General features: G+C 45.1%; 20 protein-coding genes. 3 read left to right on the forward strand and 17 right to left on the reverse strand.

The window, feature by feature from the left end; translation table 11 throughout:
- Positions 1 to 4: 4 nt before the first annotated feature.
- The 10 genes from flgK to flgB all read right to left on the reverse strand — a co-directional run bounded on the left by flgK (position 5) and on the right by flgB (position 9,918).
- Positions 5 to 2,323, reverse strand: coding sequence for a flagellar hook-associated protein FlgK (flgK, locus tag ACO0KZ_RS10765; protein ID WP_422995158.1), 2,319 nt, complete (start codon positions 2,321 to 2,323; stop codon positions 5 to 7).
- Positions 2,324 to 2,446: 123 nt separating this feature from the next.
- Positions 2,447 to 3,358 (reverse strand): flagellar assembly peptidoglycan hydrolase FlgJ, encoded by a 912-nt coding sequence (flgJ, locus tag ACO0KZ_RS10770; protein ID WP_422995159.1) that lies wholly within the window; start codon positions 3,356 to 3,358, stop codon positions 2,447 to 2,449.
- 21 nt (positions 3,359 to 3,379) lie between these two features.
- Complete coding sequence (locus ACO0KZ_RS10775) at positions 3,380 to 4,522, reverse strand: flagellar basal body P-ring protein FlgI (RefSeq protein WP_422995160.1); 1,143 nt, start codon at positions 4,520 to 4,522, stop codon at positions 3,380 to 3,382.
- Positions 4,523 to 4,536: 14 nt separating this feature from the next.
- Complete coding sequence (locus ACO0KZ_RS10780; RefSeq protein WP_422995161.1) at positions 4,537 to 5,205, reverse strand: flagellar basal body L-ring protein FlgH; 669 nt, start codon at positions 5,203 to 5,205, stop codon at positions 4,537 to 4,539.
- Between the two features lie 61 nt (positions 5,206 to 5,266).
- Complete coding sequence (flgG, locus tag ACO0KZ_RS10785; RefSeq protein WP_422995162.1) at positions 5,267 to 6,049, reverse strand: flagellar basal-body rod protein FlgG; 783 nt, start codon at positions 6,047 to 6,049, stop codon at positions 5,267 to 5,269.
- 130 nt (positions 6,050 to 6,179) lie between these two features.
- Complete coding sequence (gene flgF / locus ACO0KZ_RS10790) at positions 6,180 to 6,920, reverse strand: flagellar basal-body rod protein FlgF (protein WP_422995163.1); 741 nt, start codon at positions 6,918 to 6,920, stop codon at positions 6,180 to 6,182.
- Positions 6,921 to 6,963: 43 nt separating this feature from the next.
- Positions 6,964 to 8,310 carry a flagellar hook protein FlgE gene (gene flgE / locus ACO0KZ_RS10795; protein WP_422995164.1) on the reverse strand — a complete coding sequence of 449 codons (1,347 nt, stop codon included), beginning with the start codon at positions 8,308 to 8,310 and terminating at the stop codon, positions 6,964 to 6,966.
- Positions 8,311 to 8,405: 95 nt separating this feature from the next.
- Complete coding sequence (locus ACO0KZ_RS10800; protein WP_422995165.1) at positions 8,406 to 9,074, reverse strand: flagellar hook assembly protein FlgD; 669 nt, start codon at positions 9,072 to 9,074, stop codon at positions 8,406 to 8,408.
- Positions 9,075 to 9,109: 35 nt separating this feature from the next.
- Positions 9,110 to 9,514: a flagellar basal body rod protein FlgC gene (gene flgC, locus ACO0KZ_RS10805; protein WP_422995166.1), complete on the reverse strand. Its 405-nt coding sequence runs from the start codon at positions 9,512 to 9,514 to the stop codon at positions 9,110 to 9,112.
- A gap of 5 nt (positions 9,515 to 9,519) precedes the next feature.
- Positions 9,520 to 9,918: a flagellar basal body rod protein FlgB gene (gene flgB, locus ACO0KZ_RS10810; RefSeq protein WP_422995167.1), complete on the reverse strand. Its 399-nt coding sequence runs from the start codon at positions 9,916 to 9,918 to the stop codon at positions 9,520 to 9,522.
- A gap of 222 nt (positions 9,919 to 10,140) precedes the next feature.
- Here flgB and flgA point away from each other — a divergent pair, with 222 nt between their 5' ends.
- The 3 genes from flgA (at position 10,141) to ACO0KZ_RS10825 (ending at position 11,782) form a co-directional block, all read left to right on the forward strand.
- Positions 10,141 to 10,848: a flagellar basal body P-ring formation chaperone FlgA gene (flgA, locus tag ACO0KZ_RS10815; RefSeq protein WP_422995168.1), complete on the forward strand. Its 708-nt coding sequence runs from the start codon at positions 10,141 to 10,143 to the stop codon at positions 10,846 to 10,848.
- A gap of 134 nt (positions 10,849 to 10,982) precedes the next feature.
- A complete protein-coding gene (gene flgM / locus ACO0KZ_RS10820) occupies positions 10,983 to 11,297 on the forward strand; it encodes a flagellar biosynthesis anti-sigma factor FlgM (RefSeq protein WP_422995169.1) in 315 nt (104 codons plus the stop codon).
- Entirely contained in the window at positions 11,294 to 11,782 is a 489-nt protein-coding gene (locus ACO0KZ_RS10825; protein ID WP_422995170.1) for a flagella synthesis protein FlgN, read from the forward strand. Before flgM ends, ACO0KZ_RS10825 begins: the two co-directional genes overlap by 4 nt.
- An 88-nt stretch (positions 11,783 to 11,870) precedes the next feature.
- On the opposite strand, the gene motD is transcribed toward ACO0KZ_RS10825, so the two are convergent.
- The 7 genes from motD to flhB are packed head-to-tail and all read right to left on the reverse strand — an operon-like array spanning position 11,871 to position 19,493.
- The gene (motD, locus tag ACO0KZ_RS10830) at positions 11,871 to 12,656 is read right to left on the reverse strand and encodes a flagellar motor protein MotD (protein WP_422995171.1); all 786 of its coding nucleotides are present in this window, start codon (positions 12,654 to 12,656) and stop codon (positions 11,871 to 11,873) included.
- Positions 12,657 to 12,671: 15 nt separating this feature from the next.
- A complete protein-coding gene (locus tag ACO0KZ_RS10835; RefSeq protein ID WP_422995172.1) occupies positions 12,672 to 13,412 on the reverse strand; it encodes a flagellar motor protein in 741 nt (246 codons plus the stop codon).
- A complete protein-coding gene (locus tag ACO0KZ_RS10840) occupies positions 13,394 to 14,128 on the reverse strand; it encodes an RNA polymerase sigma factor FliA (protein ID WP_315473022.1) in 735 nt (244 codons plus the stop codon). Before ACO0KZ_RS10840 ends, ACO0KZ_RS10835 begins: the two co-directional genes overlap by 19 nt.
- Before the next feature lie 11 nt (positions 14,129 to 14,139).
- Positions 14,140 to 14,982: a MinD/ParA family ATP-binding protein gene (locus tag ACO0KZ_RS10845; RefSeq protein WP_422995173.1), complete on the reverse strand. Its 843-nt coding sequence runs from the start codon at positions 14,980 to 14,982 to the stop codon at positions 14,140 to 14,142.
- Positions 14,975 to 16,264, reverse strand: coding sequence for a flagellar biosynthesis protein FlhF (gene flhF / locus ACO0KZ_RS10850; protein ID WP_422995174.1), 1,290 nt, complete (start codon positions 16,262 to 16,264; stop codon positions 14,975 to 14,977). The genes ACO0KZ_RS10845 and flhF overlap by 8 nt, the downstream gene beginning before the upstream one ends.
- Complete coding sequence (gene flhA, locus ACO0KZ_RS10855; protein WP_422995175.1) at positions 16,261 to 18,345, reverse strand: flagellar biosynthesis protein FlhA; 2,085 nt, start codon at positions 18,343 to 18,345, stop codon at positions 16,261 to 16,263. The genes flhF and flhA overlap by 4 nt, the downstream gene beginning before the upstream one ends.
- The gene (gene flhB, locus ACO0KZ_RS10860; protein WP_422995176.1) at positions 18,342 to 19,493 is read right to left on the reverse strand and encodes a flagellar biosynthesis protein FlhB; all 1,152 of its coding nucleotides are present in this window, start codon (positions 19,491 to 19,493) and stop codon (positions 18,342 to 18,344) included. The genes flhA and flhB overlap by 4 nt, the downstream gene beginning before the upstream one ends.
- Positions 19,494 to 19,553 lie beyond the last annotated feature (60 nt).

The raw sequence follows: 19,553 nt of genomic DNA on the forward strand, positions 1-19,553 counted from the left end.
CCTCTTATCTTCCTATCGCAAGTATCGCGTCAAATAACTGGCTGGCAATTTGCATTAATTTACCAGCAGCCTGATAGGCTTGCTGATAACGTAGCAAATTCGCAGCTTCTTCATCGAGATTCACACCAGACTCGGACTGCTGCGCTTGCAAAGCTTGCGAAAGTAATTTTGTTTCCGACTTATTTGTCACTTCCAATTCGTGCGCTTTATTACCTACACTACTCACGAATTGGCCATACGCACCTTGAAAACTCGTTGTCCCAGATGCCATTGTATTTTTCGTCTGCAATCCAGCCAATAAACCTGCATTACGATTATCGCCAGAACCTGAAGGATTAGTCGTGATATTAACCACATCACCGTTGGCGTAAGCACCTGACACATTAAAGCTCAAACCATTAAAACTGATGGTCGAACCTTCGATGTAAGGTATCGCGGAACCTGCTACATAGGATGTCGTTGTATTGCCATTTTTAACGGTTACGTTAGCGTTCGCAGGGAATCCGGTGAAATTATTACCTCCGGAGTTATACGTTAGTTTTGTGGGCGTAATGGGTAAAGAGCTACCCAAAGTAAAGGTATTGCCAGCAGCAGGTGCAGCTGGATTGTCTTTAATAACAAAACTGACGCCACCATAAGTAACGGTAGCGCCACTGGTGTAAGGAACATTTACAACTTGAGGAGGCGTTGCAGCAGGCGCCGCCACAGCAGCTACCTGATAGTTGGAGGTTACGCCCGCATTTGTAACAGAGACTAAAGCTCCAAGAGGGAAACCGGCCAAACTATTGGGGCCTGTTGCAAAAGTTAAGTTAAGCGCCGGCGTCAAGGTAGAACTCTTATAGGAGTCACCTACTACGATCGACCCAATTACACCATTTGGAGAGTTACTAGTTCCTGAAACCAAGGAGTTAACTACGCCTGAACTGAACTTACCTGTACCCAAATTCGTACTTGGCAAGCTGGTCGTCACTGGTACTGCCGCCGCGATTTTACTCGTATCTGTGAGCGCCATGCTAATAGACGACGCCGCCAACGCGGTTGGTCGCACCATAAACTCATCATTCAGACCAGGTGTCACAACCGCAGCGGGTGATCCCACCGCTGCCAAATTAAAACTGAGACCATCCACCACTGCAGGCAAAGTTGTTGAGGTGCTTACACTTCCATCAGAAACTCTGGTAATTTTAAAATAATTCGGCGCAGGGACAACGCCGGCCAAGTATTGAACCCGATAATCACTCGTCGTTAATGCGCCAACATCGGAAAACGATACTGACATATTCGCCGCGCTTGTATTAATAGCACTTGGAGTTGATACTGGTCCCTTGATAGAGAAAAAATCGGTGCCCGCCTGCCCATTTAAATCTTGACCTAACTTATGTTGGTCATTAAATTCGGTAGCTATAGAAACCGCAATTCTACCGAGGGAATTTCTAGCAGTATCTAAAGAATTCGATCGGAAGGCAAACAAACCTCCAAGCTCACCTCCTGTAAGGCTTTGTTCATTCAATTGAACCAAAGTCCCGTTGCTTTCGTAAGACACTTGAATGCGGCTCGGATCAGTAAGAGAACTAGTAGGTTGCAAAACACTAACTTTAGCGCCTAATACCAATGGTTGACCAGTACCCATGAAAATATTGTATTTTCCACCCTGATCCACCACTGTAACGTTAACTAACTTACTCAGTTCTGTTATAGCGTTATCGCGTTGATCAAGCAAATCATTCGGTGCAGCACCACCTGAAATTGCTTGAGCTGTTTCAATAAAATCATTTAAGTCTGCAATCTGCTTTGAAAAAGCATTAATACTAGTAACGGTTTGACCTATTCTATTATTAACGTCCTCAGAAACTTGATCAAGACGACCACCTAAGCTTTGAATACGGGATGCTAAGGACGAACCAGTAGAAAGAACAGCTTGGCGTGCTGCCGCGCCCGCAGTGCCATTAGGGCTGATAGCTAAATTTTGTATCGAGCTAAAAAATTCTTGCAGCGCTGGAGAAACACCCGCAGATTGATCCGCCACTAAGTTGCTGATCTGTTGTATTTGATTTAAGTATGCGGCCGAATAGTTTTGAGAGGATTGCGTTGTATTGACTTGTTGTGCAATAAACTGGTTATACACACGACGAACTTCACCCACTACGGTGCCTTGTCCAATAAAACTGCCACCCACATTTTGTGCAGCAGCGGCACTTTGAAGTAACTGTTGACGGCTGTAACCGGGTGTATTGACATTGGCAATATTATGACCTGCAGTCGCAATTCCCATCTGCGCCGCCGCCAACGCACTTTGGCCAATCCCTAGGATATTGGTGCCCATAATTCAACCTATTCACTCAAAATATCGATCTTTTTAATACTAATACGGGATCCCATTACAGCCTACCGTCTTTCAATGTAACGGGTTAATCTAGGAAAACTTTAATTCAAAACTCAAATGGGATCAGCCCGAGAACGATTGCTGTATAACTTTCGTCAACTTTTGCGCATAATGCGGATCGGTTGCATAGCCAGCTTTTTGTAAAGCGTAGGCAAACTGAGAGGCATCTCCACCGCTTTGCAATACTGATTGGTATCGCGGATTGTCACTGATGAGTTTTGCATAATCTTTAAATGCATCACCGTAGTTATCGTAAGCACGGAATTTTTCAACTTTTTGATAAGCTACACCATTGGTATATTCCGTAGTCATCGCGTCAACTGTGCGGCCTTTCCAATTACCAGTAGCCTTGATGCCGAATACGTTATGACTAGCCGAGCCATCCATTGCTCGAATCTCTCGCTTCCCCCAACCAGACTCTAAGGCGGCTTGACCCAGCATAAATTTTGCTGGGATACCACTACCCTGAGCAGCTAATTCTGCATGAGGTCCCAACTTTTGCGTGAACTCCTGAACGTGACGAGCAGAAGAGTTAGAATTAATACTACCAACCGAATCAAGCAACTGTTCGGCTTTTGCAACGTATGTCTGTTGTTGTGCATATTGATTCACACCACCTAACCCGCCCAAAGGAACTGGAGGTGAACTCTCCGACTGCAATGCTTGTGTCATCGCATTGTTCGAAAGCTGCCTTACCATTGCATCGGCTAAACCTATACCGCGACTTGCCATTTTTTGTGACAATTGCTGATCCAACATGGAAGTATACATCTTGCTTTGTTCATTATCGAACATGCCGTCCTGACCACCCGCTTGCCGCATTGATTTGAGCATCATGCTAACAAACAGCGCTTCAAATTGTGTCGCAGCTGCTTTCAGTGCTTCGGGAGAGTTATCTTTTGATGCTTGACGCAAAGCGTCTAACCCCTTGCTATCAAAAGCAAGCTTTTCAGATAAATCAGCTCGACCAATCATTACATTCACTCGCAAAAAAGGCTAAATGATTTCCAAATCAGCACGCAAGGCGCCTGATGCTTTCATAGCTTGTAAAATGGCAAGCAAATCCTGCGGAGTAGCTCCAATTGAATTGAGCGCTTTCACTACATCAGACAAGTTGGCACCAGCCTTTAACATCAACAATTGCCCGCCCTCTTTAGTAATCGCAACAGTCGAATTGGGTGTCGCAGCAGTTTGACCGTTACTTAGAGCATTTGGCTGACTTATCGCATTGTCAGTATTGATAACCACGCTTAAGTTGCCGTGGGCAACAGCGCAAGTCTCAAGACTCACTGATTGATTCATCACAATAGAACCAGTTCGCGCGTTTAGAATTACTTTTGCTGCTGTCTGCGCAGGCGTTACTTCTATGCTTTCCAATGTACCTAAAAACGCCACCCGCTGATCATTGACTTGCGGTGCTTTTACTTGTATTACGCGCCCATCAACGGCTGCCGCAGTTTCTGGGCCAAACTTTTGATTAATCGCCTCCACTACACGGCTAGCGGTAGAAAAGTCGGCTGTATTTAACTCCAATTGAATGGAATTACCATGTCCCAAAGGCGAGGGCACCGAGCGTTCAACTGTAGCGCCGCCGGAAATCTTCCCAACGCTCAGGTGATTTACTTGCGCTTTACTACCATTGGCAGAAGCACCAACACCACCAACTAAGATGTTTCCTTGTGCCATCGCGTAAATCTGATTATCAGCGCCCTTCAACGGGGTCATCAGTAAAGTACCGCCCTTCAAACTTTTCGCGTTACCCATGGACGACACAGTAATATCCAAAGTTTGTCCTGGCTGCGAAAAAGGTGGTAATGATGTCGTCACCATGACAGCGGCAACATTTTTCAATTGTAGACTGGTGCCAACTGGTATCGACACACCCATCTGCTGCATCATACTAATAATACTTTGCACCGTGAATGGCGTTTGCGTCGTTTGATCACCACTACCATCTAAACCAACGACTAGACCATAACCCATCAATTGATTTTGACGCACGCCTTGAATACCAGCCAGATCTTTGAGACGTTCCGCCTGACTCATCTGCGGCATAAGCATTGCCCCCAACAAGCAAACGGCATACACGGCTCGATAAAACGGATAGCGCTTTGAATTGGTTTGACTATGCGATTTCATATTGAATTCTCAACTTAAAACGGCAAAAAACTTAAAAAGAAACGGGTCAGCAAAGAGTTAACTTCGGCAAGGTCGACACGTGACGTAGAACGATATTCAAAGCGTGCATCGGCAACCTGAGTAGAAGACACAGAATTCGCAGCAGTTATTGTTTGTGGGTTGACGACGCCAGAAAATCTGACATACTCAGCGCCTTTGTTGAATGCGATTTGCTTCTCACCACTGACTAACAAATTACCATTAGGCAGCACGTCAATAACAGTTGCCGCGATAGTTCCTGAAAAAGAATTACTCGCAGTTTCTGCACCTTTTTCATCAAACTTCGTAGACGCAGAAGTTGAAATCGAGGCTTTCGCTGTTGTGCTTGCAGGAATACCTAAAATAGTCGGCGCAGCGAATGCAGCACTCCCTGATTTACTGCCGGACGCACCTGCCGCCTTAGTGGCAGAGGTATTCTCACTAATCGAGATTATCAGCACATCGCCAATTAGTCGCGCTTTGACATCTTCAAACAAAGGCCTGTAGCTCGCTGTCTGAAAGATCGCGCCATTTGCTTCACGTTGATTTTTTGCGGTCTGAGCATGAACCACACCTGATTGATGACTTATTGCAGGAGGTGTTGTCGCACAGCCAAACAATGACGTTAGGCCAATGAATGCGACGATAAATTTTGTAGTGTTCATTTTAGATTCTTCGCTTTCAACGATTTCTTTAAGTGATCAACTCAGCTTAGTTGACTAAGCTTCAGAGTTGCGACAATCGCTGTAACATCTGATCTGAGGTTGTAATCGCCTTACTATTGATTTCGTAGGCACGCTGAGTTTGTATCATGCTCACTAATTCTTCGGCCACATTGACATTCGATGTCTCAATGAATGATTGCACCAACAAACCCGCGCCGTTCGTACCCGGGGCATTCGTACCCGGGTTGCCTGATGCTGCGGTTTCAACATAAAGATTTTCGCCAAGACCCATTAACCCAGCTGGGTTAATAAACGTCGCCAACTGTATAGAACCGACTTGTACTGGTGCGGCAGAACCAGGTTGTGTAACTGATACAGTACCATCGCGAGCAACTGTAATTGACTGTGCATTAGCTGGGATCGTGATGGCTGGTTGAATGACAAATCCACTTGAAGTCACCATCTGACCTTGGTTATCGACTTGAAACGATCCATCCCTTGTATAACCCGTCGTACCATCTGGCATCAGCACTTGAAAAAAACCTTGCCCATTAATCGCCAAATCTTTGCTATTGCCGGTTTGCTGCAAATTACCCTGCGTGAAAATACGCTCTGTTGCAACCGGACGCACGCCTACACCGAGCTGCAAGCCAGAAGGTAACTGAGTTTGTTGTGAACTTTGTGCGCCTGGTTGACGCACAGTCTGATACAGAAGATCTTCAAATACCGCGCGCGAGCGCTTAAAACCCGTTGTACTAACATTCGCGAGATTATTCGTTATCACATCCATCTGCGTCTGCTGTGCATCCAAGCCAGTCTTCGCGATCCATAATGAGCGTATCATGTCCTTCTCCTATTAATGCATACCTGCGGCGCCTATCAGACACCTAATCAGACACCTATCGAAACCTTATGACTCCAATGAATCAATAAAGGGTTTGTCTAATCAGTACCTTATTGTGCAATAACTCGCATTAAGTCAATGTAAAGATCTGACTGGCTTTTGTTGCGTTACTCTCGGCATTGGTCAACAACTTCATCTGCATTTCAAACTGACGTGCCAGATTAATCATGCTCACCATAGATTCAACCACATTCACATTGCTGCCTTCGAGCATGCCTCCGGCAACAGAAACCGTTGCATCTGGATCAGGTACAACCCCATCTTTAGTTTTAAACAAACCATCGGCATCACGCACAATATTTGTTTCTGGTGGATTGACCAACTTTAGTCGTCCCAATACTTGAACAGCATTCGGCTTAGTCCCCATAGGAACGCTAGAGACAGTGCCGTCTTTAGCAATTGCGATCGTTACCTCGGGTGGAATTGTGATTGGCCCAGCATCACCCAGAACTGTGAGCCCACTGTGAGTTTGCAAAACGCCATTTTCACTAACCTTCAGACTTCCATGACGTGTCATCTTTTCAGTACCATCCTCTGCCTGTACCGCAAGCCAGCCTTTTCCCTGAATTGCCACATCAAGTTCACGTCCGGTATTCTGTAGACTACCGCTGGCAAAATCTGTTCCTACCGTTGCGTCCACGACAAAAGCACGTGTTGGCATACCTTCACTAACGACAGGTACTGCCCGAAACGAATCAAGCTGAGCGCGAAATCCTGTCGTGGTCGCATTCGCGAGATTGTGCGATGTGGTCGCCTGCTGTTCCAGGATATGTTTCGCCCCCGTCATTGCAGTGTAAATTAATCGATCCATCGCACGCTCCCAACTTCAATTCAAAATACTAACAAGAAAAAAATTAACGCAAATTGACCAGGGTCTGCAAAATCTGATCGATGGTTTTAATGGTCTGTGCATTCGCTTGGTAGACACGCTGTGCCGTAATCATATTGACCAACTCACCGGTCAAATCAGTATTCGAATCTTCGGTTGCATTGGAAGTCAATAGACCTAAACTACCAGAGCCTGGAGGGCCAACCAAAGATGGACCAGACGTTGCCGTTTCTGTCCATTGGTTATCACCAAGTGATTGCAGTCCATTTGGATTGGTAAAATTTGCTAAGACTACCTGGCCAAGCACCGAGGTTTTGCCATTGGTATAACTACCAACGATTGTGCCATCTTTTGCCGTATTGAATTTTGACAATTTACCAGACGTATACCCATCTTGTTTAATCGCATTTACACTGAACGCTGCACCAAATTGAGTGGTACCGGTAAAGTCAAACAAAATAGTTGGGGTAGAGATAGGTGTTACTGCACCTGTACCGACCGGAACCGCAATAGCAATCGCATTGGGATCTGTTGCCGCAACAGCCAATACCGAGGTAGCTTTCGTCAATTTACCTAAATTATCAAATCCAACAAAACCAACTGGAACTTGGACTGCAGGTGCAGCTGGAGCAGCTGGAACGCGCAACCCATCGACCGCAGCATAAATATCCCACTCAGAAGTAGCTGGCGCTGTAGGCGCCGTCGTTACGGGATCACGTCGCACAAAAAATGTTTGCAACACATGAGAATTTCCCAAACTATCAAAAACCGCTACCGAAGTCGCATTATTGTAAGAAAGCGGATCAGTCAATGAAAAAGCGACCGGCGTAATGACCGGCGGTGCAGTCACTGGAAGCTTGGTACCAGGCACCAACGCACGTGAATCCAAATTCAAAAGCGCCTTTACTGTATCGGTTTCTTTGGGTGGAATATCGCTAGTATTAATATTAATCGGGACTGCGGCGCCCGTTGATAACACGCCATTGGTGTCTGCCGAATAACCGGTTAATTTGGCGCCTTGTGCATTGACAATATTACCGTCTTTATCCAAGGAAAACTGCCCATTCCGGCTGTAGGTAATAGCACCGTTCGTAGACATTCTAAAGAATCCAGCACCGTTAATTGCAATATCAAGAGGATTATTAGTGGATGAGATATTCCCTTGAGTAAACAGCTGCGCCACGGTTTGCACTCTGACACCAATACCTGCGCCACCGCCACCAGCACCACTAAGCGAGTTCGCATACACATCAGCAAACTGCGCTTGCGCCATTTTAAATCCAACCGTATTTGCATTCGAAATATTATTTCCGATGACATCCAATGATTTGGAGGCGGCATTTAATCCACTTAAACCTTGTTGAAAACCCATGATACATCTCCTCTGCTGTGGGCAAATAGCGCTAAAAAATTTCTATGCTGATCACTATCTGAAAACAAAATGACAAAACTTTTTTTAATCTCAAATCAAAATACTTGTCGCACATCCGACATCGCTACTTCACCTGTATTGAGCACACTCAACATCGTTCCCTGACTACCGAATGACACACTCGATACTAAACCGAAACTTAAGGGCGCCACCGTGAGTTTGGTTTCTCCTGCGCTGGCCGTAACTTCAAATTTATAGTTACCGTTCGGCGCGCTTCCACCAGCATCAGTTTTACCATCCCAAACCACAGAATTGAAACCACTGGTCATGCTGCTGGAATCGATAGTCTTTACAACTGCTCCTGATTGATCTTTAATCAGGACACGGATTTTGTCCGCATTTTGTGGCAAGTCAAATCCCAAAACTGACTTACCATCCTTTAATTCAACATTAGAGCCAGGCACCACCACACCATGCCCTATCATGCTAGCCGCCTGCAAATTCTGGCTGCTTTTAAAGTTACCACTCATGGCGATCATGGTTTCATTCAGCTTATCTATACCTGTCACGGTCGAAAGTTGTGCCAACTGGCTAGTAACTTGGGCATTATCCAAGGGATTTAGGGGATCTTGATTCTTCATCTGTGTCACTAACAGCGTCATGAAACGATCTTGTGCATCTTGCGCCGTGCTTTTGGTGCTGCGTGCGCCATTCATCGATGTTAGCAAACTGGGATCGACGGCTTGTGTATTCACTGTGCTCATAATTTTTGCCTCACTAAACTAAGGTGTTCATTAACTTACTGGCCAATACTCAACGTCTTTAACAACATGGATTTCGCTGCATTCATCGTTTCCACATTAGTTTGATAGGAGCGTGATGCCGAAATCATATTTACCATCTCTTCAACCACGTTCACGTTTGGCATCGCCACGTAACCCTTTTCATCAGCCAAGGGATGTTTTGGGTCGTACATCATTTTTGGTGGATTGGGATCTTCTACGACTTGAGTTACTTTGACGGATGTTGAAGCAGCATTAGCGCTTGGCACCGCACTAAAAACTACTTGCTTAGCTTTATATGGTTGTCCATTTGCACTGGTCACACTATCAGCATTCGCAAGATTACTAGACACCACATTTAAACGCTGCGCCTGCGCACTCATTGCCGATCCAGAGACATCAAATATTTTAAATAAGGACATAGTCATTACCCCTGAATAGCAGATAGCAGACCTTTGATCTGCATATTAATAATTGTCAAACTTGCCTCATAGCGCAAAGCATTCTCAGTAAACTCATTACGTTCAACATCCATGTCTACGGTATTGCCGTCTACATTGCCTTGAACTTCTTTACGATAGGCAGGTGGCAAACCAGCAATGGTTCCCGGTTGGCTCAAATGTGCCTGAGCAGTTTTTGTCAAATCTTGTGCACCGTTTGTTTTACCAAGAGCAGCGTGCATTGCCGAACCAAAATCAATATCTCTAGCCTTATAATTCGGAGTGTCAGCATTCGCAATATTTGAAGCGAGCAATTGCTGACGCTGGCCTCGAACAGACAGTGCCAACTGGTGAAAACGCATGTAATCATCAAGCTTATTCATCATTACTCCCTTTCACTTCTTCCTCTCGGCTCGTATCACGAACCACAACAAAATCACGATTCGAACGTATTGCGGTTTTCGTTACCATGCATAGTAGTACTCGGGGCTCAGATTCAATACCTAGATAAACCCACTAAAAGTCCATCTATTCAAGCAATAGAAAGGAAACTTTCGGCCTACACTTTGGTTATGTTCAGCAACATCACGGAATGAATCAGTCGCGCTATGAAGAAACTAAAGAAACTTATATGTGTTTTTTTCACTTGCTCGTTGGCGTTCAATCTGAGCGCACAAGTCACACAAAATATTGATTCAGCCACGATCATACGAGAGGCTGAGATTTTTCTAAAAAATCAAACTAAGCTACTAGAGGAAAACGAGGGAAAAGTCGAAATTACCGTGAATAAGTTAGATCCACGACTTAAATTACAAGCCTGTGATCAGCTAGTTCCGTTCTTAACGCCGGGAAGTAAAGCTTGGGGTAAAATCACTATAGGCGTGCAATGCAGCACACCAAAACCATGGACGATTTATCTTGGTGCAAATGTAAAGGTATCTGGTGGCTATTTTGTCACCAACAAAGCAGTCAGCATGGGACAGATGTTGACTGAGCAGGATCTCGTTAAGATTCAGGGTGAAATCAGTAGTCTCCCCCCGGGTACTATTACCGACGAAAAGCAAGCAATAGGCAAAACCATGCTGGCTAACTATCCAGCGGGGGTCAACCTGCGAAAAGAAATGTTTAAACTCATTCCAGTAATTCAGCAGGGTCAATCGATTAAGGTAAGTAGTTCCGGTAATGGATTCACGGTATCGAATGAAGCAACTGCCCTCAACAATGCAGCGGAAGGCCAGGTCGCCAAAGCGAAAACAGCGGGTGGACAAATTATTTCAGGGATAGCTAGGGTGGGTGGAGTTATCGAGGTCAATTAAAGCTAGCTTACACTCAAAAAAAACGTTACCAAATGAACACGATGGCGATTTGCTTAAATAAGATTAAAGTTTAAAATAAGTGCGCCGTTATAATGGATGTAGATGTATGTAAATCCAACCCCAAAGGTGCCGCTGTGAAAATTAATGACGCTCTCAATTCAACGCAAGGCCTGCCAACGAGCCCGCCTGCACCACGCGCGGATAAAGCAGGAGACAATGCGAAGGTGGCAAATACACCTTCAATTAATGTTCAAATTTCCCCACTTTCAGTGCAGCTACAAGCATTGCAAAATACGCAGGCAAGCTCTGCAGTTTTTGAGGCTAAGAAAGTAGAAGAAATTAAATTAGCGATTTCAGAAGGCCGTTTTCAGGTCGACGCTGAAAAAGTTGCCGATGGCCTTTTGGAAACCGTTAAAGATTTACTCAACTCAAGAAGACAACCAACATGAACGACGGATTAACCAACTCACGCAAATTACAACAATTTTTAGATGATGAAGTTGTATTAATGCGTTCGTTGGATCAGCTTCTTATGGAGGAACAAGCAGTATTAACAGATAACGAAGCTGAAAAACTGGGAACGATCACACCCGAAAAAAATAACGTGTTAATGCAAATTATTGAGCTAGAAAAAAATAGAAATTTATTCTTAACTTCTGTGGGTTACACACCAGACGCCAAAGGAATGCAAGATTTTTTTTCAGCCCCAACAAATGACGCCAAGATAGAAGAAACTTGGAAACTATTGCTTTCCATCTCTAGCGAAGCACAAGAAAAAAATCGCACCAATGGCTTATTAATCAGCCGTCAACTCAGTCGTAATCAAAGTGCATTAAATGTACTTCAACAAAACAATCAGACCGGCTCTATGTATGGCGCGGATGGACAATCAAAGAATAGTCCAAGCGCTGGCCGTGGTATCGTTGCTGGCTAATTCAATATTGATGGATCAGCGAAACTGCCAATTCAAAAAAGTGTAAAGTCAGAAATTCAAATTTAATAACGAACCCAAGTCATTTCGATTATTGCAGTGTCGCCTTAATGCCATTAACAGGCACATCAACTGGCGTCTCTGGTAACACTGCTAGAATGGTAACGGTGACGCGGCGGTTACGCGCCCTTCCTTCAGGTACATCATTCGAGCCAACAGGAAATTTGGGGCCTTGCCCTACCGCAGTCATACGATTTTCATCAACGCCGTTTTCCATAAACAGGCGCGCAACTCTACTGGCACGCACCGCTGACAATTCCCAATTAGATGGAAAGGTAGAGTTCTTAATTGGCACATTGTCCGTAAATCCTTCAACCTGAATCGAATGGTTGTCAGCTTTGAGTACCTGAGCAATAGCGTTTAGTGCTTGGATGGAGTCAGCATTTAACTTTGCTTCACCGGGTGCAAATAACAAACTAGCATTAATTTCAATTGAAACGCCGCGACTCGTTTGAGTAACTCGAACTTTACCCTCTCGTACCAATGGCTCCAAGACGGTCAAAATGTCTTTAGCAACAGTAGTCATTTTCTCGCGTTCTTTGCGCAAAGACTCGGCATTCCGCGGCTTAATTACCGGAAATTTATCAATCAAGGAAGTTTGAGAATTTTTTAAGTCTGGAATAACGCCACCTGGGACAACAACGGCTCCAAACGCTCCATTCAAAGCATTAGAAAGCACTCGATACTTACCATCATTGACAGAAGATATTGCGTACATCACGACAAAAAAAGCAAACAACAAGGTCATAAAGTCGGCGTAAGATACTAGCCAACGTTCATGATTATCTGGTTCTTCTGCGTATTTTTTACGTGCCATATCAAAGATGTAATTTTATGTCCGATGATTCGACAGTCGCTCTTCAACAATTCGTGGACTGTCGCCTTGCGCTATACTAAAAAAAATATCTGCCAACATCTCACGCCTGACAACTTCTCTTCCCACCATTTCTTTTAATTTATTCGCGACGGGCAGGAAAAAAAGATTCGCGAGGCCCACACCATAAATGGTTGCGACAAACGCAACAGCGATACCGCTACCTAATTTGCTTGGATCAGAGAGATTCTCCATAACGTGAATCAGCCCTAGAACCGCACCCAAAATACCAATGGTTGGAGAATAACCGCCAGCAGCATCCCAGATCTTAATTGCCTGCCGCTGCTCCATTTCATAGAAAGCGATATCAACATCAAGAATTTCTTTAAGCCGTTCGGGATCGACCCCATCGATAACCAGCTTTAATCCTTTTTCTATAAATGGATCTTTTGAAGAACTAATATAGCGTTCCAAGCTCAAAAATCCTTCACGCCGCGCAACCACACTCCAGACCAACGCATCCGTTACATTTTTTTTGCTCTTATCCTCGGGCATCACTGCAATCCACTTGAGCAATTTGATACCACGTATAAAAGTTGGCAGGCGACTTTGAAGCAATACCGCGCCTATGGTACTGACCACCACAATCACGAAAGCTGCAGGCTGAAGCAAAGATGAAAGGTGTCCGCCCTCCAAGACCTGTCCAGAGAGAATGCCTGCAACAACAAGGATAATACCAATTAAGCTAGCCCGGTCCACGCGCGCTCCCTCAAAGATGCCCTCAACCTCGCCACTGCCTGACTATGCAATTGCGATACCCGCGATTCAGAAACACCCATGACCGCGCCGATTTCTTTCAAATTCAGTTCTTGCTCATAGTACAAGCCCATTAATAATTTCTCACGTTCCGGGAGATTATTAATGGCATACACTACCGCATCGCGAAAATCACCATGCAACAAGTCTTGCAAGGGATCACCCGAGCGCTCATCACTACAAAAATGGTCGAGGAAATGCTCTTTCGTGTCCGCGTCATGAAAGTCTTCGTAATACAAAAGTTGATGTCCGCCGCTCTCACCCAATAACTCTTGATAGTCGATAAGATTGAGTTTCAAGTGTTTGGCAACCTCGGTTTCCATAGGTGGTCGCCCCAACCTTTGTTGTAGCTCATTCATCGCAGTTTCAATTTTGCGCATGTTTTGGCGCACACCTCGTGGTAACCAATCGCTACTACGCAGCTCATCCAACATAGCGCCACGTATCCTCTGGATAGCATAAGTCTCAAATTGTGCACCGTGATTGTCTTCATAACGATTCACTGCATCTAGCAAGCCTATCATTCCAGCCTGAACCAGATCATCCACTTCAACACTGGGTGGCAAACGTGCTTTCAATTGATAAGCCAAACGTTTCACTAACGGAGCGTGCTCAGTAAGTATAGAATTTTTATCTGATTTGCCGCTTGCTGTGTACATATATAAACTAGTTAATACTCCAAATGAGCACCTAAAGCAGGTATTGAATTCAATTGAAAACTTCCACTCGCAGAAGACACCAGTTTGTCCGCCATGCGAACAAAAGCATTTGCTGCTTTAGACAATGGAAAAGCGTCAATCACGGCTCGCCCCAATTCAGTGGCTCGCTTCAAATACATATCTTCAGGTACGTAGCCAACAAAGTTCAACTCTACTGCCAAATAGCGCCGAGCGGTTAGCGACAGATTCGAAAATACACGTTGAGCCTGCTCTTCTGTCGCGCCGGATACCACAATATTATAAGTGCGTCTGCCTAAGCGATTGTTCAGGCGTTTGATCAAGCCATAGGCATTAGTGATCGTTGCTGGATCAGTCGACACTTGAATCAACATTTCACTATCATCAAATGAGGACAAAATAAACGAATCGTCGGAGTTCAATTCGCAATCGACCACAACCAAATCGGATCTATTTGCAGCTAGGTCAAACACCTTTGACAATTCACGATATCCGCTTTGTGGCAATCCTAAAGATTTAGGAATGATATTAGCGACTTTCGTGACAGACAATCCTGGTGAAACCTCTTTTATCACTGCATCCATTGTACGCTGATGTCTTGCCACCTCCAACAAGGTCTGATCAGATTTCAAATTCAACCACGCACTTAACGTCGAGCTAGTTGATTTTGCATCAACCATCAACGTATTTTTACCACTACGGGCAAAGGTCGCCGACAAATTAATGAGTGTTCCATTTCGTTCCTCTGCGGGTAGTGCTGACATAAAAGTAAGAACACGTAGCTTAGGCAATTCCAGCATGCGGCGCAAACCTTCAGCCTGATCAAATTTAGCCAAGATGCGCCTCTGCTTTCTCAAGGTTTGTGAGATTCGCAAACGAAGTACTAGCCGACATCAATAAAGGTAGCTCGTCATTTTCAAACTTGTAAGCTGAAGTTTCACGCTTTAACTTAAAGGCTCGATCAACCAAGTATTGTTTATTTGCGACATGTAAGTCCTCAGGTACGCGCTGACCGCTGGCTACATAATAAATATTTAATTTTTGACGAATCGCAATATCCAGCGCTCCACCTATAGTTGCCGCCTCATCCAATTTAGTGAGTATACAACCGGACAAACCATTACCTTTATAGGCGCGCACCACTTCACTTAAAGTCTCGCCTGTCGAAGTCGCATTGAGGCACAATAAGCGTTTCACATCGACACCGGAACCAGACAACATCGTAACTTGTTCTGTCACCATTTTGTCACGTTGACTAACACCCACTGTATCAATTAATACAGTGTGTTTATCCTTGAGTTCACGCAAGGCAATTTTCAAATCAGCTTCGTCTTTTACTGAATGGACCATGACGCCTAGAATTTTTCCATAAATTCTCAACTGCTCATAGGCACCAATACGGTAAGCATCAGTCGTGATCAAAGCTAATTTTGAGGGGCCGTGCCGCATCACACAGCGAGCCGCCAATTTTGCCGTCGTGGTCGTCTTTCCTACGCCAGTTGGACCGACAAGTGCATACACGCCGCCACGCTCTAGGATTTCGTTTTCGTTATTGATAGCGGACAAATTTTTTACCAAAACTGATTTAATCCATTCAAGACCGGAAATGGCATTTTCAGAGTCAGCCATTCTCTCAACCAGATGGCGCGACAAACTTGCGCTAAAGCCCGTCGCCAATAGCTCACGCAAAATATCGGCTTTATGCGGTGCCTTCTGCTGCGTTCCGAGCCAAGAAATCTCCGACATTTTGTTCTCTAGCATGCCTCGCATTGAGCGGATTTCGTTCATCATCAACGCCATCTCTGCCTGACTAGTTCCTGCATTAGGCATCACTTGTGCTCTTTGAGCCGCCGATCCCATCTCCCACAAATTACCGGAGGCCTCCATTTTTGTTTCGACTAAATGCGCTTTTGAATTGAACTGTGGCGTATTCACTGGTGCCTGCGCCTTGGCCTGATCTGGCATGATAGATCCTAGCATGCTGTCATTCATCGCTAAAATTTCAACCAAACCATCGACGTTGCGGTTCGATAAAATAACCGCATCATCACCTAATTCCGCACGAACTTTTCTTAGTGCTTCGCGTGAAGTGGGCGCAATAAATTTTTTAACGTTCATAACTGTCCTCCAACCAGGCTAGTAACCCGTATAGTTTTTGTTTCTGGCAATTCTGCGTGAGATAAGACTTTTACTTGGGGAAGGCTACGGCGCAAGAAACGCGCCATTAATACCCTCAGCGGACCCGGTACGAGTAACACAGGCGTCAACCCCAATTGTTGTTGATGTTGTGCTGCGACCTCAGTCTGCATCGCTAAAGTATCGGCAAGGCCAGGTTCCATACTGGCACCATCGACCCCACTACCCTGCAAAGTTTGCATCAACAGACGCTCTAATTTGTTATCTAAAGTCATAACACTGAGTTCGTTCCCAGTCGGGAAAATCTGTTGCACAATCGCACGCCCCAAAGCAATTCTGACTTGTGCCGTGAGTTCGTTAGCATCTTGAGTTTGAGTTGCAAACTCAGTCATTGTTTCAACGATCGATCGCATATCACGAATATGGACTCCTTCAATCAGCAAATTCTGCAGTACTTTTTGAATCGTCGATAACGGTAGAACGCGCGGTGTCAAATCCTCGATTAGTTTTGGAGAGTCTTTGGCTAAGTGATCTAACAGTTGCTGAACCTCATGACGCCCCAACAATTCCGAGGCATTGCTTGTAATTAAATGGTTCAAATGCGTCGCGATCACCGTTCCTGCATCTACCACGGTATAACCCATAGACTGCGCCTGTTCTTTGGTCGCTGCATCAATCCATACTGCGGGCAAACCAAATGCGGGATCTGCAGTAGGAATACCAGGCAATTGACCCGAGACCATTCCAGGATCAATTGCTAGAAATTGCCCCATATTCGCTTCGCCGGTACCGATTTCGACACCTTTCAAGGCGATGCGATAGGCACTAGGTTTCAATTCCAAATTGTCGCGAATATGGACGGGAGGCGACAAGAAGCCGATGTCTTGTGCAAATTTTTTGCGTATTCCTTTAATCCGGCGTAACAGTTCGCCGCCTTGTGTTTTATCAACCAAAGGAATTAAGCGATAGCCGACTTCCAATCCGAGGGTATCCACGGGGAGGATATCTTGCCAGGTTGCCTCTTCCATTTCCGGTGCCGGTGTGGCGACAGCTGGAGCTTGATCTGCTATGGCAGGCAATGCAGCTCGCTTCTCTATCAAATAACCACCTCCCGCTAAAACTGCCGCTAGCAAAATGAAAGCGATGTGTGGCATTCCTGGAATAACACCCAAACCACCAATAATGACCGCGGTGATATACAGCACTTGAGGCTTTGCAAACAATTGATTAATAAACTGATTGCCAATATCCTGTTCGCTGGCAACACGCGACACAACGATACCCGCAGCAGTAGAAATAATCAGTGAAGGAATCTGTGCTACCAAGCCATCGCCAATTGCCAACAGAGTATAAATCTTTGAAGCGTTAGCAAAATCCAAATCGTGCTGCACCATACCTACGACCAACCCACCAACGATGTTAATGATGGTTACCATGATGCCCGCGACGGCATCTCCTTTCACATATTTACTCGCGCCATCCATCGCACCATAAAACTCTGCTTCTTGAGCAACTTCAGTACGACGCTTACGAGCCTCTTGTTCACCAATCAGACCTGCGTTCAAATCTGCGTCAATCGCCATTTGTTTACCTGGCATAGCATCTAATGCAAAACGAGCACCAACTTCTGCGATACGGCCAGCACCTTTGGTAACGACCATGAAATTAATGATGGTCAAAATAATGAAGACAACAATACCGACCGCGTAATTTCCGCCAATCAAGAAATGTCCGAATGCCTCAACGACTTTACCAGCGGCATCTGGTCCGGTATGACCCTCGGTCAAAACGATACGAGTTGATGCCACGTTCAATGACAAACGCAGCATTGTGCTAACCAGCAAAACAGTAGGAAAAACCATGAACTCCAATGGTCGTACCGTATAAAGACTGGTCAACAATATGATGATAGAAAGCGCGATATTGAAGCTGAAGAAGATATCTAGAGCAAATGCGGGCAAAGGCAAAATCATCATCGATAACATCATGATGATTAATACGGGAGCCGCAAGTGCTTTGCTCCCCATACCAGATATCCAACTAGGAATTTTTAAGGCATTCATATTGGCATTTCACTTTTCATCGACAAAGGATCGAGACCGTCAGGTACAGGAATATTTTTTGGTTCTTGGGGTGGCAAACCACCTGCCTTTTTAAAAGTTTTGAGCTGAAATACGTAGGCCAGAATTTCAGCCACAGCGGCATACAAAGCCTCAGGAATTTCATCGCCTAACTCGGTGTGTTTATGTAGTGCACGAGCTAAAGGCGGTGACTCTAAAATGGGTACATTGTTTTCTTTGGCGATTTCGCGGATCTTAGCGGCGACAGCATCCGCGCCCTTCGCTACAACCCGCGGCGCACCAGAACCATCGGTATACTTCAGCGCAACTGAAAAGTGAGTTGGGTTAGTAACGACGACATCGGCAGTTGGAATTTCAGCCATCATACGGCGACGTGCCATTTCACGTTGTTGTGCCCTAATCTTGGCTTTAATTTGCGGATTACCGTTTGCTTCTTTCGATTCTTGCACGACTTCTTGATGGGTCATTTTCAACTTATTCGCATAAGCCCACATTTGATATGGCGCATCGATCGCAGCAATCAACACTAATCCACTTACAATCGCAAGGAAACAAACACCTAGCATATGACCAACATGCGCACTACCTTGTTGTAGGGATTCATGAACCAGACCAAAAATTTCATCTTTTTGACGCATTACGACAACCCATGCAATCACGCCGACCAAGATCGTTTTTAAGATTGATTTCACCAGTTCGATGCCAGCTTGTGCAGACACCAAATTACCCAAACCCGCGATAGGATTAAGCCGAGAAAATTTTGGCTCGAGAGCCTTAAAGCTAAATAGCCATCCGCCTATGAGCAAAGGAGAAGCGAGTGCCGTAATCAATAATAATGCGGCAACAGGCATGAAAGCCAACATCACCTCTTCCACCATATTCTGGATCCTAGTCAAAAGAAAAGTGGAATCAAACGCTATTACCCTCTCAAATGACACTCCAGTAATTAAGCTTTTTTCAAGTTGTCGAAACAAACCGTCACCATATGCGAACAAACCGCCTCCAGCTGCCAGCAAAACTGTGCAGGTAGATAACTCCCTCGAACGAGGCACATCGCCCTCCTCGCGTGCTTTTTCAAGGCGCTGAGGCGAGGCCGGTTCGGTTCTTTCTAATCCACTGTCATCAGCCATTTCTTTTCCGTTTGGATCTGCACTAACACTATTTCTGTAGGACAAATTATTAACGAAAAG

The sequence above is a fragment of the Undibacterium sp. Di24W genome (assembly GCF_049340325.1).
Taxonomy (GTDB): domain Bacteria; phylum Pseudomonadota; class Gammaproteobacteria; order Burkholderiales; family Burkholderiaceae_D; genus Undibacterium.

What these genes read in the sequence shown, in the direction of transcription:
- flgK (WP_422995158.1), bottom strand. Translation starts at nt 2,323, where the DNA reads ATGGGCACCAATATCCTAGGGATTGGCCAAAGTGCGTTGGCGGCGGCG.
- flgJ (WP_422995159.1), bottom strand. Translation starts at nt 3,358, where the DNA reads ATGATTGGTCGAGCTGATTTATCTGAAAAGCTTGCTTTTGATAGCAAG.
- ACO0KZ_RS10775 (WP_422995160.1), bottom strand. Translation starts at nt 4,522, where the DNA reads ATGAAATCGCATAGTCAAACCAATTCAAAGCGCTATCCGTTTTATCGA.
- ACO0KZ_RS10780 (WP_422995161.1), bottom strand. Translation starts at nt 5,205, where the DNA reads ATGAACACTACAAAATTTATCGTCGCATTCATTGGCCTAACGTCATTG.
- flgG (WP_422995162.1), bottom strand. Translation starts at nt 6,049, where the DNA reads ATGATACGCTCATTATGGATCGCGAAGACTGGCTTGGATGCACAGCAG.
- flgF (WP_422995163.1), bottom strand. Translation starts at nt 6,920, where the DNA reads ATGGATCGATTAATTTACACTGCAATGACGGGGGCGAAACATATCCTG.
- flgE (WP_422995164.1), bottom strand. Translation starts at nt 8,310, where the DNA reads ATGGGTTTTCAACAAGGTTTAAGTGGATTAAATGCCGCCTCCAAATCA.
- ACO0KZ_RS10800 (WP_422995165.1), bottom strand. Translation starts at nt 9,074, where the DNA reads ATGAGCACAGTGAATACACAAGCCGTCGATCCCAGTTTGCTAACATCG.
- flgC (WP_422995166.1), bottom strand. Translation starts at nt 9,514, where the DNA reads ATGTCCTTATTTAAAATATTTGATGTCTCTGGATCGGCAATGAGTGCG.
- flgB (WP_422995167.1), bottom strand. Translation starts at nt 9,918, where the DNA reads ATGATGAATAAGCTTGATGATTACATGCGTTTTCACCAGTTGGCACTG.
- flgA (WP_422995168.1), top strand. Translation starts at nt 10,141, where the DNA reads ATGAAGAAACTAAAGAAACTTATATGTGTTTTTTTCACTTGCTCGTTG.
- ACO0KZ_RS10825 (WP_422995170.1), top strand. Translation starts at nt 11,294, where the DNA reads ATGAACGACGGATTAACCAACTCACGCAAATTACAACAATTTTTAGAT.
- motD (WP_422995171.1), bottom strand. Translation starts at nt 12,656, where the DNA reads ATGGCACGTAAAAAATACGCAGAAGAACCAGATAATCATGAACGTTGG.
- ACO0KZ_RS10840 (WP_315473022.1), bottom strand. Translation starts at nt 14,128, where the DNA reads ATGTACACAGCAAGCGGCAAATCAGATAAAAATTCTATACTTACTGAG.
- flhF (WP_422995174.1), bottom strand. Translation starts at nt 16,264, where the DNA reads ATGAACGTTAAAAAATTTATTGCGCCCACTTCACGCGAAGCACTAAGA.
- flhA (WP_422995175.1), bottom strand. Translation starts at nt 18,345, where the DNA reads ATGAATGCCTTAAAAATTCCTAGTTGGATATCTGGTATGGGGAGCAAA.
- flhB (WP_422995176.1), bottom strand. Translation starts at nt 19,493, where the DNA reads ATGGCTGATGACAGTGGATTAGAAAGAACCGAACCGGCCTCGCCTCAG.